This is a genomic window from Nocardioides sp. Leaf374, from assembly GCF_916862475.1.
Lineage (GTDB): Bacteria > Actinomycetota > Actinomycetes > Propionibacteriales > Nocardioidaceae > Nocardioides > Nocardioides kribbensis.
On the sequence record NZ_CAKASO010000034.1, the window covers coordinates 1 to 15,965 of the forward strand.

Annotated in this window: 14 protein-coding genes and 1 pseudogene; 2 read left to right on the plus strand and 13 right to left on the minus strand. The window is 73.4% G+C overall.

Annotated features, from left to right (window positions below; genetic code table 11):
• Positions 1-239: 239 nt before the first annotated feature.
• From hisF to hisD, 6 genes are all read right to left on the minus strand, one after another.
• A complete protein-coding gene (gene hisF / locus LPA27_RS14400; RefSeq protein ID WP_056862523.1) occupies positions 240-1,001 on the minus strand; it encodes an imidazole glycerol phosphate synthase subunit HisF in 762 nt (253 codons plus the stop codon).
• The gene (priA, locus tag LPA27_RS14405) at positions 998-1,738 is read right to left on the minus strand and encodes a bifunctional 1-(5-phosphoribosyl)-5-((5-phosphoribosylamino)methylideneamino)imidazole-4-carboxamide isomerase/phosphoribosylanthranilate isomerase PriA (protein ID WP_056862522.1); all 741 of its coding nucleotides are present in this window, start codon (positions 1,736-1,738) and stop codon (positions 998-1,000) included. The genes hisF and priA overlap by 4 nt, the downstream gene beginning before the upstream one ends.
• Positions 1,739-1,841: 103 nt before the next feature.
• Positions 1,842-2,471, minus strand: a complete 630-nt coding sequence (hisH, locus tag LPA27_RS14410) for an imidazole glycerol phosphate synthase subunit HisH (protein ID WP_056904509.1) — start codon at positions 2,469-2,471, stop codon at positions 1,842-1,844.
• A 56-nt stretch (positions 2,472-2,527) separates the two neighbouring features.
• Complete coding sequence (gene hisB, locus LPA27_RS14415; protein WP_193664638.1) at positions 2,528-3,136, minus strand: imidazoleglycerol-phosphate dehydratase HisB; 609 nt, start codon at positions 3,134-3,136, stop codon at positions 2,528-2,530.
• A complete protein-coding gene (locus LPA27_RS14420; protein ID WP_228942887.1) occupies positions 3,133-4,248 on the minus strand; it encodes a histidinol-phosphate transaminase in 1,116 nt (371 codons plus the stop codon). Before LPA27_RS14420 ends, hisB begins: the two co-directional genes overlap by 4 nt.
• Positions 4,249-4,254: 6 nt before the next feature.
• Positions 4,255-5,580 carry a histidinol dehydrogenase gene (gene hisD / locus LPA27_RS14425; protein ID WP_228942888.1) on the minus strand — a complete coding sequence of 442 codons (1,326 nt, stop codon included), beginning with the start codon at positions 5,578-5,580 and terminating at the stop codon, positions 4,255-4,257.
• A 116-nt stretch (positions 5,581-5,696) separates the two neighbouring features.
• Here hisD and LPA27_RS14430 point away from each other — a divergent pair, with 116 nt between their 5' ends.
• Positions 5,697-6,362 carry an LON peptidase substrate-binding domain-containing protein gene (locus LPA27_RS14430; protein ID WP_228942889.1) on the plus strand — a complete coding sequence of 222 codons (666 nt, stop codon included), beginning with the start codon at positions 5,697-5,699 and terminating at the stop codon, positions 6,360-6,362.
• A gap of 23 nt (positions 6,363-6,385) precedes the next feature.
• A pseudogene (gene ybaK, locus LPA27_RS14435) lies at positions 6,386-6,873 on the plus strand (Cys-tRNA(Pro) deacylase).
• A gap of 77 nt (positions 6,874-6,950) precedes the next feature.
• Here ybaK and LPA27_RS14440 read toward each other — a convergent pair.
• The 7 genes from LPA27_RS14440 to LPA27_RS14470 form a co-directional block, all read right to left on the minus strand.
• Complete coding sequence (locus LPA27_RS14440) at positions 6,951-8,648, minus strand: hypothetical protein (protein ID WP_228942890.1); 1,698 nt, start codon at positions 8,646-8,648, stop codon at positions 6,951-6,953.
• A 246-nt stretch (positions 8,649-8,894) separates the two neighbouring features.
• Positions 8,895-9,509: a hypothetical protein gene (locus tag LPA27_RS14445; protein WP_228942891.1), complete on the minus strand. Its 615-nt coding sequence runs from the start codon at positions 9,507-9,509 to the stop codon at positions 8,895-8,897.
• Positions 9,494-13,045, minus strand: a complete 3,552-nt coding sequence (gene dnaE, locus LPA27_RS14450) for a DNA polymerase III subunit alpha (protein WP_056904514.1) — start codon at positions 13,043-13,045, stop codon at positions 9,494-9,496. The genes LPA27_RS14445 and dnaE overlap by 16 nt, the downstream gene beginning before the upstream one ends.
• Before the next feature lie 167 nt (positions 13,046-13,212).
• Complete coding sequence (locus LPA27_RS14455) at positions 13,213-13,941, minus strand: GNAT family N-acetyltransferase (protein ID WP_228942892.1); 729 nt, start codon at positions 13,939-13,941, stop codon at positions 13,213-13,215.
• On the minus strand, positions 13,928-14,866 hold the full coding sequence (locus LPA27_RS14460) for an RluA family pseudouridine synthase (protein WP_056862513.1): 939 nt from the start codon (positions 14,864-14,866) through the stop codon (positions 13,928-13,930). Before LPA27_RS14460 ends, LPA27_RS14455 begins: the two co-directional genes overlap by 14 nt.
• On the minus strand, positions 14,863-15,525 hold the full coding sequence (gene lspA, locus LPA27_RS14465) for a signal peptidase II (RefSeq protein WP_228942893.1): 663 nt from the start codon (positions 15,523-15,525) through the stop codon (positions 14,863-14,865). Before lspA ends, LPA27_RS14460 begins: the two co-directional genes overlap by 4 nt.
• Positions 15,498-15,938, minus strand: a complete 441-nt coding sequence (locus tag LPA27_RS14470) for a TraR/DksA family transcriptional regulator (protein ID WP_056862512.1) — start codon at positions 15,936-15,938, stop codon at positions 15,498-15,500. Before LPA27_RS14470 ends, lspA begins: the two co-directional genes overlap by 28 nt.
• Between the last annotated feature and the right edge of the window lie 27 nt (positions 15,939-15,965).

The following is a 15,965-nucleotide window of genomic DNA, read 5'->3' on the forward strand; positions in this document are numbered from 1 at the left end:
TGGTGAAACCCGCACCTGTCGGCCCACGCGTCGGCCGACAGGTGCGGGTCCGGGCCGACCGGTGTGACGGGTGGGGCTGGCGGGGCGGCGTGCACGCTGGACCGGTCCCCCGCGCCCGGTCCAGCGCCGTGGTCCCCGCGCCCGGTCCCAGCGCCCGGTCCCAGCGCCCCGGTCCCAGCACCCGGTCCCAGCGCCCGGGCCCAGCAGCAGGTCCCGGCGCCAGGGCCCGGCGCCGGGTCTCAGCGCACCGGGTGACCGGTGGCGGCGAGCGCGTTCTTGACCTCGCCCACGCGCAGCGTGCCGAAGTGGAACACGGTGGCGGCGAGCACGGCGTCGGCGCCGGCGTCGACGGCGGGGGCGAAGTGCTCGAGGCGCCCGGCGCCGCCGGAGGCGATCACCGGGATCGCCACCTCGCGCCGCACGGCGGCGATGAGGTCGAGGTCGAAGCCGTCCTGCGTGCCGTCGGCGTCCATGGCGTTGAGCAGGATCTCGCCCGCGCCCAGCTCGGCGGCGCGCACGGCCCAGGCCAGCGCGTCGAGGCCCGAGGACTGCCGACCGCCGTGGGTGGTGACCTCGAAGCCCGAGTCGGTGCCGGCGGCGCGACGGGCGTCGACCGACAGCACGAGCACCTGGTTGCCGAAGCGGTCGGCGATCTCGGCGACGAGCTCGGGTCGGCGGATGGCGGCGGTGTTGACCGCGACCTTGTCGGCCCCGGCGCGCAGCAGCCGGTCGACGTCGGCGGTCGAGGAGACGCCCCCGCCGACGGTGAGGGGGATGAACACCTCCTCGGCGCAGCGCGAGACCACCTCCATCGTGGTCGCGCGGCCCTCGTGGGAGGCGGAGATGTCGAGGAAGGTCAGCTCGTCGGCGCCCTCGGCGTCGTAGGTGCGGGCCAGCTCGACGGGGTCGCCGGCGTCGCGCAGCTCGGTGAAGTTGATCCCCTTGACCACCCGGCCGCCGTCGACGTCGAGGCACGGGATGACCCGCACCGCGAGGGTCACGACACGCCTCCCGGCCGGGTCAGGGCCAGGGCGTCGACCAGGGTGAAGCGGCCCTCGTAGAGCGCGGTGCCGATGATCGCGCCCTCGACGCCGCTGCCGACCAGGCCCATGAGGGCCTCGAGGTCGGCCAGCTCGGTGATGCCGCCGGAGGCGACGACCGGGCGGTCGGTGGCCGCGCAGACGTCCTGGAGCAGCTGCAGGTTGGGGCCCTGGAGCATGCCGTCCTTGTTGACGTCGGTGACGACGTAGCGCGCGCAGCCCTCGGCGTCGAGGCGGGTCAGCACGTCGTAGAGGTCGCCGCCGTCCTGGGTCCAGCCGCGCGCCGCCAGGGTACGGCCGCGCACGTCGAGGCCGACCGCGACCCGGTCACCGTGCTCGGCGATGGCCCGGGCGCACCACTCGGGCTGCTCGAGGGCGGCGGTGCCGATGTTGACGCGGCGGCAGCCGGCGGCCATCGCGGCGGCCAGCGACTCGTCGTCGCGGATGCCGCCGCTCATCTCCACGTCGATGTCGAGGGTGCCGACGATGCGGGCCTGCAGCTCGCGGTTGTGCCCGCGCCCGAAGGCGGCGTCGAGGTCGACGAGGTGGATCCACTCCGCGCCGGCCTCCTGCCAGCGCAGCGCCGCCTCGACGGGGTCGCCGAAGCGCTTCTCGGAGCCGGCGACGCCCTGCACCAGCTGGACGGCCTGGCCGCCGGCGATGTCGACGGCGGGGAGGAGCTCGAGGTGGTCGGACATCAGGGTTCCTTCGGGTCGGCGCGCTCCCGGCGTACGTCGGGACCGTGGCGGCGGGCTGGGGTCGGCTGGGGCGGCAGGGGGCGGGGCGGCAGGAGGGGGCGGTTCAGCCGCGCCCGAGGGTGGCGACCCAGTTGCGCAGCAGGGCCGCGCCGGCGTCGCCGGACTTCTCGGGGTGGAACTGCGTGGCGGTGAGCGGGCCGTTCTCGACGGCGGCGACGAAGCGGTCGCCGCCGTGCTCGGCCCAGGTGACGCGGGGTGCGGTGGTGCGGTCGTTGGTGACCAGGGTCCACTCGCGCACGCCGTAGGAGTGCACGAAGTAGAAGCGCTCGTCGGCGAGGCCGGCGAAGAGCGTGCTGCCCTCGGCGACCTCGACGGTGTTCCAGCCCATGTGGGGCACGACCGGGGCCTGGAGCCGCTCGACCACGCCGGGCCACTCGTCGCAGCCCTCGGTCTCGACGCCGTGCTCGACGCCGCGGGCGAAGAGCACCTGCATGCCCACGCAGATGCCCAGCACGGGGCGTCCGCCGGCGAGGCGGCGCCCGATCAGCCGGTCGCCCTTGATCTCGCGCAGGCCGGCCATGCAGGCGGCGTAGGCGCCGACGCCGGGCACGACGAGGCCGTCGGCGTGCAGCGCGGTCTCGAAGTCGGAGGTCAGGGTGACGCGGGCCCCGGCGCGCTCGACGGCGCGCACGGCCGAGCGCAGGTTGCCCGAGCCGTAGTCGAGGACGACCACGTCGGGTCCGTCCGCCCCCTCCGTGACCGGAGAGTCGCTCTCCCCCGCCGCGGCGCTCAGAGCGCGCCCTTGGTGGAGGGGATGCCGGTCTCGCGCGGGTCGAGAGCGACGGCGTCGCGGAAGGCACGGGCGAAGGCCTTGAACTGGGTCTCCACCAGGTGGTGGGGCTCGCGCCCGGCCAGCACCCGCACGTGCAGCGCGAGGTGGCCGTGGAAGGCGAGGGTCTCGAAGACGTGCTGGGTCAGCGACCCGAGGTAGGAGACCCCGGAGCCGCCGAGTGCGACGTACTGCTGGCCCTCGGGCTCGCCGGTGTGCACGCAGTAGGGACGGCCCGACACGTCGACGACGGCCTGCACGAGCGCCTCGTCGAGCGGCACGGTGGCGTCGCCGAAGCGGCGGATGCCGCGCTTGTCGCCGAGCGCCTGGCGCAGGGCCTGGCCCAGGGCGATCGCGGTGTCCTCGACGGTGTGGTGGGCGTCGATGTGCACGTCGCCGGTCGTGCGCACGGTCAGGTCGACCAGGGCGTGACGGGCGAAGGCGGTGAGCATGTGGTCGTAGAAGCCGACGCCGGTGGAGATCTCGTGGCGTCCGGTGCCGTCGAGGTCGACCTCGACGAGCACCGAGGACTCACTGGTCTGGCGCTCGACGCGTGCGGTCCTGCTCATGTCGTCTCCTTGGGGGCCTGCGGGGTCGTCTGGCCGGTCACCTGGGTGAGGGCGGTGCGGAAGGCGGCCATCTCGTCGGGGGTGCCGATCGACACGCGCAGCCAGCCCTCGGGGCCGACCTCGCGCACGAGCACCCCGTGGTCGAGCAGGCCCTGCCAGACCGCGTGACGGTCGGGGAAGGTGCCGAAGAGGCAGAAGTTGGCGTCGCTGTCGGCGACCTGGTGACCCTGCGCACGCAGCCACGCGACGGTGCGATCGCGCTCCTCGCGCAGCCGGTCGACCTGGCCGAGCAGCTCCTCGGTGTGGCGCAGCGCGGCCAGCGCCGTCGCCTGGGTCACCGAGGAGAGGTGGTAGGGCAGGCGCACCACCCGGATCGCGTCGCAGATGGCCGGGTCGGCGGCGAGGTAGCCCAGCCGCAGACCCGCCCCGGCGAAGGCCTTGCTCATGGTGCGGCTGACCACCAGGTTGCGGTGGTGCGGCAGCAGCTCGAGCGCGCTCGGCGTGCCGGTGCGGCGGAACTCGCCGTAGGCCTCGTCGACGACGAGCACGCCGTCCTCGCCCACGGCCTCGCACAGCAGCGCGACCGCCTCGGGCGGCAGCGCGGTGCCGGTGGGGTTGTTGGGGCTGGGCAGCAGCACGACGCTGGGGCGCTCGGCCTCGACGAGGGCGCGGGCGGCGTCGAGGTCGAGGGTGAAGTCCTCGGCGCGGCGACCCGCGACCCAGCGGGTCATCGTGTCGCGGGCGTACTCGGGGTACATCGAGTACGTCGGGGCGAAGCTCAGCGCCGTGCGCCCCGGGCCGCCGAAGGCCTGGAGCAGCTGCAGCATGACCTCGTTGGAACCGTTGGCAGCCCACACCTGCTCCGGCACGATCCCGTGGGGGGTGTCGCGGGCGAGGTAGTCGGCCAGGGCGGTGCGCAGCGCCACGAACTCGCGGTCGGGGTAGCGGTTGAGCGTCGTGGCCGCCGTGGCCACGGCGTCGGCGATGTCGGCCACGCACGCGGGCGAGGGGCCGTAGGGGTTCTCGTTGACGTTGAGCTGCACGGGCACGTCGAGCTGCGGGGCGCCGTAGGGCTCGAGGCCGCGCAGCTCCTCGCGCAGGGGCGGGAACACCGGCGCCTACCCGTCGGCGAGGGGGCGGTCGAAGCGCACCCGCACCGCCGCGCCGTGACCGGGCAGGTCCTCGGCCTCGGCGAGGTTGACGACGTGGTCGGCCACGGCGGCCAGTCCCTCACGGGTGTAGTCGACGACGTGCACCGCCTTGAGGAAGCTGCGCACCGAGAGCCCCGAGGAGTGGCACGAGCAGCCGCCCGTGGGCAGCACGTGGTTGGAGCCGGCGCAGTAGTCGCCCAGCGAGACCGGTGCGTGGGGGCCGACGAAGATGGCGCCCGCGTTGCGGACCCGGGCCGCCAGGGCGGCGGCGTCGCGGGTCTGGATCTCCAGGTGCTCCGCGCCGTAGGCGTCGACGACGGCGAGGCCCTGCTCGAGGTCGTCGACCAGCACGATGCCGGACTGCTCCCCGCCCAGCGAGGTGCGGATGCGCTCGGCGTGGCGGGTCACCGAGACCTGCTTGTCGAGCTCGGCCTCGACCTCGTCGGCCAGCCGCACCGACGTCGTGACCAGCACGCTGGAGGCCATCGGGTCGTGCTCGGACTGGCTCAGCAGGTCGGCCGCGACGTACGCCGGCTCCGCGGTGTCGTCGGCCAGCACCGCGATCTCGGTCGGCCCGGCCTCGGAGTCGATGCCGACGATGCCCTTGAGCAGGCGTTTGGCGGCCACGGTGTAGATCGCACCCGGTCCGGTGACCAGGTCGACGCGGCGGCACGGGCCCGCGCCGTGGGCGAACATCGCCACGGCCTGGGCGCCGCCGACGGAGTAGACCTCCTCCACGCCCAGCAGCGCGCAGGCGGCCAGGATCGTGGGGTGCGGCAGCCCGCCGAACTCCTTCTGCGGGCTCGAGGTCAGCGCGATGGACTCGACGCCGGCGACCTGCGCGGGCACGACGTTCATGACGACGCTGGAGACCAGCGGGGCGATGCCGCCGGGCACGTAGAGGCCGACCCGGGTGATCGGCACCATCCGCTTGCTGACCCGGGCGCCGGGACCGAGCTCGACCGAGGTGTCCTCCTCGAGCTCGGCGACGCACGTCTCGCGCAGGCGGCGGATCGACTCCTCCAGGGCGACCCGGACGGCCGGGTCGAGCTCCTCGAGGGCCTGCGACAGCGCCGCCGGGGGCACGACGATGTCGTCGTTGCGGACGCCGTCGAAGGTCTCGGAGAACTCCAGGATCGCCTCGACGCCACGGTCGCGCACCGCGTCGCAGATCGGGCGCACGACATGCATCGCGGCCTCGACGTCGAACTCGGCGCGCGGCACGGCGGCGCGGTAGTCGACGGGGGCAGCGCCGTCGGCGGCAGTCCCTCGCAGGTCGATCCGGCGAATCATGGGTCAATCCTACGAGCCCCGGTGCCGGCAGCCCGAACCGGCGACCCCGCGTGGACCCTGCACGGACCCACCCGTCCGGGACACGGCGTGCGGGCCGGGGGTCTAGGGTCGTCAGCGTGACCGACACGCTGCCGATGTTCCCGCTGAACTCGGTGCTCTTCCCCGGCGTCAGCGTGCCGCTGACCGTCTTCGAGGACCGCTACCGCGCCCTGGTCCACCACCTGCTGCGGGTGCCCGACCCGGCGGAGCGGGTCTTCGCCTCGGTGGCCATCCGCGAGGGCTACGAGGTGGGCGACCACGGGGCCCAGTCGCTCTACCGGGTCGGTGTGCGCCTGCAGCTGACCGAGGTGGAGGCCCACCCCGACGGCACCTTCGACGTCGTCGCCGTCGGACTCGACCGCATCGGCCTCGACCGCCTCGAGAGCGGCGAGACCTTCCCCGTGGGTCACGTCCACGCGCTGCCCGAGGGCACCGACCCCGTCGACGAGGGCGTGCTCGAGCGGGCGCGGGCCACCTTCTCGGCCTACCGCGCCGCGCTCTCGGACATCCGCACCGACCCCTACTCCGGCAGCCTGCCGCGCGACCCGTCCTACCTGTCGTGGACGCTCGCGGCCTGCGCTCCCCTGCCGATGCCGGAGCGGCAGGCGCTGCTCGAGGCCGAGGACGCCGCCAGCCGGCTGGTCATGGTCACCGACCTGCTGCGCTCGGAGCTGCGCGCGATGAACGTCATCCCGTCGCTGCCGGCCACCGAGGTCGCCCGCACCCGCTGGTCGCCCAACTAGCCGCCGTACGACGGAGCGCGGCGGTGGCGAGGAAGGGTGCGGGCGCGACCCCGGCGACGCAGGCGCTGGCGCGCGCCGGCGTGGCCTTCACGCTGCACCCCTACGAGCACGACCCGCGTGCGGAGTCCTTCGGGCTCGAGGCGGCCGGCGCCCTCGGGGTCGACCCGGCCTGCGTGCTCAAGACCCTGCTCGCCGACGTCGACGGCCGACTGGTCGTCGGGGTGGTGCCGGTCTCGGGCCGCCTCGACCTCAAGGCCCTCGCGCGCGCCGTCGGCGGCAGTCGCGCCGCCATGGCCGACCCCGCGACGGCCGAGCGGTCCACCGGCTACGTCGTCGGGGGCATCTCCCCCTGGGCCAGCGACGGCGCCTGCCCACCGTGGTCGACGTCTCCGCCCTCGCCCACCCCGTGGTCTACGTCTCGGGCGGGCGGCGCGGGCTCGACCTCGGCCTGACCCCGGGCGACCTCGTCGCCCTGACCGGCGCCGTCACCGCGGCCGTCGCCCGCGACTGAGGCGACCCCGTCGGCCCGCCGGGCGGAGCGCCCCGCTGCGGCACGACCCGGCCCGGGGGCGGGTCGCGCCACAGCGCTCAGTCGTCCGTCGAGACGCGGAGCACCAGGTGGGCGACGTCGTCGTCGACCCAGCTGCTGAGGCCGAGGGCGCGCAGCGGGTCGAGGTTGTCCTCGACCGCGGGGGCGTCGTCGCCGAGCAGCGGGAGCAAGGAGTCCCCGGCGATGCTGCTGACCTGGTCGAGGTCGACGAAGACGACCGAGCCGGCCTCGTCGCTGTCGGGCACGACCCTCTGGTAGGTCTCGGAGTCGCCGAGACCCTCACCGTCCGCGACCACGTCGGCGAGGTAGTCCTCGTCGAGGCCGATCGCGGTGAGGCCGTCGCCGCCGGCGACGCCCACCGTGCCGACCTCGGAGCCCAGCGGCCCCTCGGCGAGCCGGTCGAGCACGCCCTGCACGTCGTCCTCGTCGCCGCGCACGGTGAGCGCCACGGGCAGGTCGGCGGGGTCGGCGGAGCCCGTCAGCTCCTCGACGTCGAAGCCACTGCCGAGCGAGACGGCCGCGGCGTCGCCGACGACCGTCTCGACGTCGTCGGGCAGCGTCAGGCCGGTCTCGCCGGCGAGCTCCTCGAGGCCCTCGGCGTCGATGAGGCCCTCCGAGGCCGTCTCGAGCTGCTCGAGCACGGCGGCGAACCACCCCTCCTCGAAGCCCGCCCCGACCGCGGCCACGGTGTCGGCGGGCAGCTCCTCGACGACGTCGGCGCCGCGGTCGGTCACGAGCAGGTCGGACCCTCCGAACACCGCGGCCTCGCCCGCCGCCTCGATCTCCAGCGCCCCGTCGTCGAAGCGCAGCGTCAGGGCGGCGCCGGCGAAGTCCTCGAGCGCCTCGGCCGGGGTCTCGGCGCTCGGGAGGCCGGCGCTGGCGCCGACGACGCCGTCGCCCGACGCGCGGCCCGCACCGGAGAGCGCGCTGGGCATCGCCGGCGCCGACGCGCTCATCTCCGGCACCGCGGGGGCGAGCAGGTCGGAGGAGCCCTCGAGGCCGGGTCCGAAGGCCTCGGCGAGGTACTCACCCGCCTCCGGCGCGGCGTAGAGGGTGACGACCCCGTCACCGCCGGTCTCGTCGGTCCAGCGCTGGAAGTCGGCGTCGTCGGCGAGGCTGCCGTCGGACTCGGTCTGGTCGACCACGGCCTGGGCGGTCTCCTCGGTCTCGGCGAGCACCATCCAGTCGCCGCTCACGACGTAGGCCGGGCCGCCCCCGCCCTCGGCGGGGTCGCTGCCGGTGCACGCGCTCAGGTCGTCGAGCGCCCGGCCGGCGGCGTCGGCGTCGGCGACCTCGATGGTGAAGACCGGCGCCGGCTCCTCGCCGCCGGTGTCGACCGCGGCGAAGGCGGCGCGGTCGCCGAAGGCGTCGGCCGCCTCGGTGACCTGGGCGCAGTCGGTCTGCTCGGCGAGGTAGTCGACCAGGGTCTGCTTGACGTCGATGTCGCCGACCGGGCCGTCGAGCCCGAACTCCTCGCGGATGGCCGGGAACTTCTCGAGGGTCTCCAGCGCCTCCACCTTCTGACCGCCACTGGGGTCGAGGTTGACGCCGACGTAGCCGATCGTGCCGGCCGGCAGCGCCTCCGCGGCCTGGGCGCCGTCGGCGAACCACCAGGCCGCCCCGAAGGCTCCCGCACCGACGACCGCCACGAGGGCGACGCCCCCACCCACCAGCAGCCCCGTGCGGCGGGGCCGCCGCTCCCGCGGGAGCCGCCCTCCGCCGCTGCTGTCGAGCATCTCGGGCGGCGGGCCCTGCGGCGGCGGCCCCTGGGGCGGCCGGCCCGACGGCGGCGGGCCCTGCGGCGGCGGGCCCTGCGGCGGCGGGCCCTGGGGCGGCGGTCCGGGCGGAAGGTTGCTCGTCACGACGGCTCCCGTGGGTGTCCTGGCGCCGGCCCCGTCGGCCGCGCTCGCGCGGGAACCTACCCCGGCGGGGCCGGTCCTAACCGGTCGCTCCCCCACCCGTCGGGCGGTCCGCGGCGCCGCTCAGGCGCGGGGGTCGGCGGGGGCGCGTCGGGCGCCCCGCTTGGCCACCCCGACGAAGGCCACCAGCAGGCCCACGAGGGCGCCGGTGGTCCACACGAGGTACGGCACCGGTCGCGGCGCCTCGAGCGCGCTGAGCAGGGTGGTGCCGTCGTCGGCGGAGCGCGCCAGCACGTCGGGGTCGGGCGGGCCGAGCTGCTGGCCCAGCCAGGCCATCAGCGCGGCGGCCACGACAGCGCCCACCACGACCGCCGCCAGCGTCACGAGCTCGTGGCGGTCGAGGACCAGTGCCGTGAGGAGCCCGACCGCGACCGCGGTCGGGAAGGCGACGACGACGAGCAGGCCGGTGGCCGAGAACAGCCCGCGCAGCTGCGGGAGGTCGTAGAAGCCGTCACGGTCGACGACGACGAAGCGCCCCTGGAAGGCCAGCCCCCGCGAGGGCTCCCACACCAGGTGCCACAGCCAGGCCGCGCCGAGGCCGGCGACGGCGAAGACCACGACCACCAGGAGCGCCTGGACCCCGGCCCGGCCCCACTCGCGGCGCCCGCGCAGCCGGGGCGCGTCAGCGGCGCTGCCGCCGTCGCGGACGCCGACGGAGGGGTTCAGACGCTCAGGCACCCGGGCCCCAGCAGCTGCTTGAGGTCGGCGAAGAGCGCCGGGGTGGCGGTGACCCGGAGCCGGTCGTCGAGCCGCATCACCTTGGTCGCCTCGCGCGTCATCAGCCGCAGCCGCACCTCGGTCATGCCCGGGTGGGTGGAGAGCACGTCGCGCAGCTGCTCGATGACGGGCGGGGTGCAGCGTGTCGAGGGCATGCTGATGACGACCGGACCCGAGGGGCCGTCGGAGATGTCGGGCACCGAGACCTCCTGGCCGTGGATCTCGGGCTGGTCCTTGCTCTTCGACAGCCGTCCCTTCACCGTGAGGATGGCGTCCTCGATGAGCAGGGTGCTGGCCAGCTGGTAGGCGCTGGGGAAGAGCAGCACGTCGATCGCGCCGTCGAGGTCCTCGAGGGTGACCATCGCCCACGCGTCGCCGCGCTTGGTGATCTTGCGCTGCACCGTGGTCACCAGGCCGCTGATCGTGATGGGCGAGCCGTCGGAGCGCTCCTCGTCGAGCATGAGCTGACCGATGCTGCAGTCGCTGGAGTTGGTGAGCACGTGCTCGAGGCCCAGCAGCGGGTGGTCGGAGACGTAGAGCCCGAGCATGTCGCGCTCGTGGCCCAGCAGGGTCATCTTGTCCCACTCGTCGATCTCGGGCACCGTCACCGTGATCCCGAAGGACCCGCCCGCGTCGTCGTCGAGCCCGCCGAAGAGGGAGTCCTGACCGATCGCCTCGTTGCGCTTGATGTCGACGTACTGGTCGACCGCGGTCTCGTGGATCGTGACCAGCGCGCGCCGCCTGTGCTTCATCTCGTCGAAGGCGCCGGCCTTGACCAGCGACTCGATGACGCGCTTGTTGCACACCAGCGCCGGCACCTTGTCCATGAAGTCGTTGAAGTCGGCGTAGCGGCCCTTCTCCTCGCGCGCCGCCACGATGCCGTCGACGACGTTGGCGCCGACGTTGCGCACGGCCGTCAGGCCGAAGCGGATGTCGGTGCCGACGGGGGTGAAGTTGGAGGAGGACTCGTTGACGTCGGGCGGGAGCACCTGGATCTTCATCCGGCGGCACTCGTTGAGGTAGATGGCCGACTTGTCCTTATCGTCCTTGGTCGAGGTCAGCAGCGCGGCCATGTACTCGGCCGGGTAGTTGGCCTTGAGGTAGGCCGTCCAGTACGACACCAGGCCGTAGGCCGCGGAGTGGGCCTTGTTGAAGGCGTAGTCGGAGAAGGGCAGCAGGATGTCCCACAGCGTCTTGACCGCGGCGGCGCTGTAGCCGCGCTCCTTCATGCCCTGGGAGAAGCCCTCGAACTGCTTGTCCAGCTCCGACTTCTTCTTCTTGCCCATCGCGCGACGCAGGATGTCGGCCTGGCCCAGGCTGTAGCCCGCGAGCTTCTGCGCGATGGCCATGACCTGCTCCTGGTAGACGATCAGGCCGTAGGTCTCGCCCAGGATGTCCTCGAGCGGCTCGGCCAGCTCGGGGTGGATCGCCTCCACCGGCTCGCGCCCGGTCTTGCGGCGGGCGTACTTGTTGTGGGAGTCGGCGCCCATCGGGCCGGGGCGGTAGAGCGCGCCGACCGCGGAGATGTCCTCGAAGGTGTCGGGCCGCATGGAGCGCAGCAGCGCCCGCATCGGACCGCCGTCGAGCTGGAAGACGCCGAGGGTGTCGCCGCGCTGGAGCAGGCCGTAGGTGGCCTCGTCGGTGAGCGGGAGGTCCTCGAGCACCACGGTCTCGCCGCGGTTGGCCTGGATGTTCTTGACCGCGTCGTCGAGCACGGTGAGGTTGCGCAGGCCCAGGAAGTCCATCTTGATCAGGCCGAGGCCCTCACAGGTGGGGTAGTCGAACTGGGTGATCATCGCGCCGTCGGCGGGGCGCTTGAGCAGCGGGATCACGTCGACCAGCGGCTCGCTGGACATGATCACCCCGGCGGCGTGCACGCCCCACTGCCGCTTGAGGCCCTCGATGCCGATGGCGGTGTCGACGACGCGCTGGACGTCCTTGTCGGCGTCGTAGAGCTGGCGGAACTCCCCGCCCTCGCCGTAGCGCTTGTGCTCGGGGTCGAAGATCTCCTGCAGCGGCACGTCCTTGCCCATGACCGCCGCCGGCATGGCCTTGGTGATCCGGTCGCCCATCGCGAAGGGGTAGCCCAGGATGCGCGAGGAGTCCTTGACGGCCTGCTTGGCCTTGATGGTGCCGTAGGTGACGATGTAGGAGACACGGTCGTCGCCGTACTTGTCGGTGACGTAGCGGATGACCTCGCCGCGCCGACGCTCGTCGAAGTCGATGTCGAAGTCGGGCATCGAGACGCGGTCGGGGTTGAGGAAGCGCTCGAAGATCAGGCCGTGCTGGAGCGGGTCGAGGTCGGTGATGCGCATCGCGTAGGCGACCATCGAGCCCGCGCCCGAGCCGCGGCCGGGTCCGACGCGGATACCGTTGTCCTTGGCCCAGTTGATGAAGTCGGCGACCACCAGGAAGTAGCCCGGGAAGCCCATCTGGGTGATGACGCCGATCTCGAAGTCGGCCTGCTTGCGCACCGCGTCGGGGATGCCCGAGGGGTAGCGCACGTGCAGCCCGCGCTCGACCTCCTTGACCAGCCAGGAGTCCTCGTTCTCCCCCGGCGGGCAGGGGAAGCGCGGCATGTAGGTGCCGTTGCCCTCGGTGAACTCCACGTCGCAGCGCTCGGCGATGAGCAGCGTGTTGTCGCAGGCCTCGGGGAAGTCGCGCCACAGCTCGCGCATCTCGGCGGCCGACTTGAGGTAATAGCCGTCGCCGTTGAAGGCGAAGCGCTGCCCCGGGCCGTCGCCCGCGGGGATGTCCATGGTGGACCCGGAGTTGATGCAGAGCAGGTGCTCCTGGGCCTTGGCGTCCTCGCGCATCACGTAGTGCGAGTCGTTGGTGGCCAGGAGCGGGATGCCCATGTCCTTGCCCAGCCGCAGCAGGCCGTCCTTGACCCGGGTCTCGATGTCGAGGCCGTGGTCCATCAGCTCGAGGAAGTAGTTGTCCTTGCCGAGGATGTCCTGGAAGTCGCCCGCGACCTGCTTGGCGGCCTCGTAGTTGCCGTGACGCAGGTGGACCTGCACCTCGCCGGAGGGGCACCCGGTCGTGCCGATGATGCCCTTGCCGTGCTGGGAGAGCAGCTCGCGGTCCATGCGGGGGTGCTTGAAGAACCCGTCGCGCCACGCGCCCGTGGAGAGCCGGAAGAGGTTGTGCATGCCCTCGGTGGACTCCGAGAGCAACGTCATGTGGGTGTAGGCACCGCGGTTGGAGACGTCGTCGGGGCCGCCGCCGTAGAAGTTCACGCCGCGCTTCTCGAAGCGGGAGATGTTGGGCGTGAAGTAGGCCTCGATGCCGATGATCGGCTTGACCCCCGCGGCCTTGGCCTTGGAGTAGAACTCGTAGGCCCCGAAGACGTTGCCGTGGTCGGTCATCGCCACCGCCGGCATGCCGAGCTCCGCGGCCCGGTCGGCCAGCGCGCCGAGGCGGGCGGCGCCGTCGAGCATGGAGTACTCGGTGTGCACGTGCAGGTGGACGAAGGAGTCCTGGGAGCCTGTCGACATCGTGTGTGGAAGTCCTCGCCGGGTCGAGATCGGGCAGCGGTCAAGCAGGGTGCAGCGGTCTCGGACGGGCGCCGATCGACCTTCTGGGGGAAGGGGATCAGCCTACGTCAACCGCTCCGGGGATCGTGCCAGCCGCCGCCGACACCACCGGCGGCACCACCGGCGGCTCACCCCTCGCGGGCGGCGTCGAGGCTCTCGGTGATCACCACGTCGACGATGCGGTGCAGGCGCTCGACCCCGAGGGCCGGTGCCCGCTGCGCCATCGCGACGGCGATGGCGCGCTCGCGGCCGGGGTCGCGACGGGTGTGGCCCTTGTGCGGCTGCACGGCGGCGGTGAGGGCCGCGCGGCGCGCCAGCAGGTCGCCGAGCTGGTCGTCGACCTCGTCGATGAGCCCGCGCAGGAAGACGAGGGGCTCGCGGCCGGGCCAGGCCACCCTCAGGTCGGGGGCGCGCTCCTCGTTGGCCGAGCCGTCGGTGCGCTCGAGCTCCACCAGCCCGTGGCGGGCGTAGAACGCGCGCGCCGCGGTGTTGGTCTCGAAGACCCACAGGCAGAAGCCGTCGGGCCGCTGCGCCTTCACGGTCTCCAGCAGCAGCGAGCCGAGCCCGCGACCCGCGGCACCGGGCAGCACGTAGAGGTCGTCGAGCCAGTCGCCGGCCAGAGCGGCGTAGGCCACGACGCGCCCGCCCTCCTGGGCCACCCACAGCTCGCGCGCGGAGAGGTCCCAGGTGGCGAACCAGCTGCGCACCTCGGTGTCGGGGTGCGCGCCCGGGGGCATCGCGGGGTGCGCCGCGCGGCGGCTGCGCAGGTGCACGTCGGCCACCTCGGCCAGGTCGGCGCCCGTGCCCGGACGCACCAGGACGTCGGGCTGCGCAGGGGGTCCGTCAGGACCCGTCACGGACGACCTCGAGGGCGTGGGCGAGGTCGGCGGGGTACTCCGTCTCGTACTCGACGTGCTCACCGGTGTCGGGGTGCTCGAAACCGAGCCGGACGGCGTGGAGCCACTGGCGCTCTAGGCCCACGCGCTTGGCCAGCACGGGGTCGGCGCCGTAGGTCAGGTCGCCGACGCAGGGGTGCTTGAGCGCGGACATGTGCACCCGGATCTGGTGGGTGCGGCCGGTCTCGAGGTGCACCTCGAGCAGGCTGGCGAAGCGGTGCGCCTCGAGCGTCTCGTAGTGGGTGACGCTGGCTCGGCCGTCGGCCATCACGGCGAACTTCCAGTCCGAGCGGGGGTGACGACCGATCGGGGCGTCGACCGTGCCCTCCAGCGGGTCGGGGTGGCCCTGGACGAGCGCGTGGTAGGTCTTGTCGACGGTGCGGTGGCGGAAGGCGTTCTTGAGCACCGAGTAGGCGTGCTCGGACTTGCAGATCACCATGACACCGGACGTGCCGACGTCGAGGCGCTGCACGATGCCCTGGCGCTCGGAGGCGCCGCTGGTGGCGATGCGGAAGCCCGCGCCCGCGAGGTGGCCGACGACCGTGGGGCCGGTCCAGCCCGGCGAGGGGTGGACCGCGACGCCGACCGGCTTGTCGATCACCACGATGGACTCGTCGTCGTGGACGATCTTGATCCCCTCGACGATCTCGGGGGTCACCGTCAGCGGGTCGGTCAGGGTCGGGATCTCCACGTCGAGCAGCGAGCCGGGCAGCACCCGGTCGCTCTTGCCGACGCCGGCGCCGTCGACCTGCACCAGGCCCTGCGCGATCAGGTCGGCCGCGCGGGTGCGCGAGAGCCCGAACATGCGGGCCAGGGCGGCGTCGACCCGCTCCCCCGCGAGGCTCTCGGGCACGCTGAGGCTGCGGTGCTCGGAGGTCTGGCTCATCGCTGGTCCCCCGCGGTCGGGCCGCTCGCCGTGGCTGCATCGTCAGGCTCGACGTCAGGCTCGAAGTCCGGCCGGTCACCGGGCCGGTCGCCGGGCTGGTCGTCGGGCTCGTGGTCGCGGTCGCGGGTGCCGTCGAGGCGGACACCGCGGAAGGCCTGCACGAGGATGAGGCCGGCGGCGACGTTGATGCAGACGTCGGCCACGTTGAAGACCGGCCAGTTGGGCAGCATCAGGAAGTCGATGACGTGGCCCCGCATCGGCCCGGGATCGCGGAAGAGCCGGTCGGTGAGGTTGCCGGTCACACCCGCGAGCAGCAGGCCCAGCGCCACGGCCCATAGCCGGGAGCGCACCCGCAAGCTGAGCACGAGCACGACCACGGTGGCGGCGATCGCGATGCAGCTCAGCGCCACGGTGAACTGGGTGCCGGTGCTGAAGGCGGCGCCCGGGTTCTTGACCAGCGTGAGGGTGAGCAGGTCACCGACGACGGGCACGTCGGGCTGGCCCTCGAGACGGTCGAGGGCGAGCACCTTGGTGACCAGGTCCACGGCGTACGCAGTGGCGGCGATCGTCGCGAACAGCGCCCACACCCGCGCCCGGGAGCGCCCGGCGGGGGCTGCGGTGGTCTCGGGGTCTATCGCCGTTCCTCGCGCTGCTTGCATGTCATGCACAGTGTGGCACGCGGAAATGCCATCAGCCGATTCTTGCCGATCGGCTCTCCACAGGACTCGCAGACGCCGTAGGTGCCGTCGTCGATGCGCGCCAGGGCCCGCTCGATCTGGGCCAGCTTGTCGCGCTCGTTGTTGAGCACGGTGAGCTCGTGGTCGCGCTCGAAGCTGCTCGCCCCGACGTCGGCCTGGTCCTGCCCGGCCCCGTCACCGGAGTCGCGCATCAGTCCCGACAGCTCCTGCTCCTGGTCGGCGATCACCTGGGCGATGTGGTCGTGCTGCTCGTGCAGCTCGGCGACGACCTCGTCGAGCTCGGCGGCGGTCCAGTCGGACTCGCCCTCCTTGACGACGAGGTCCTGGGCCTGGGCCGCGGTGGCGGCCTTCTTGGTGGGTGCTGCCTTGGTCACGGGCACAGCCTTCGAGCGGGGGCGCCG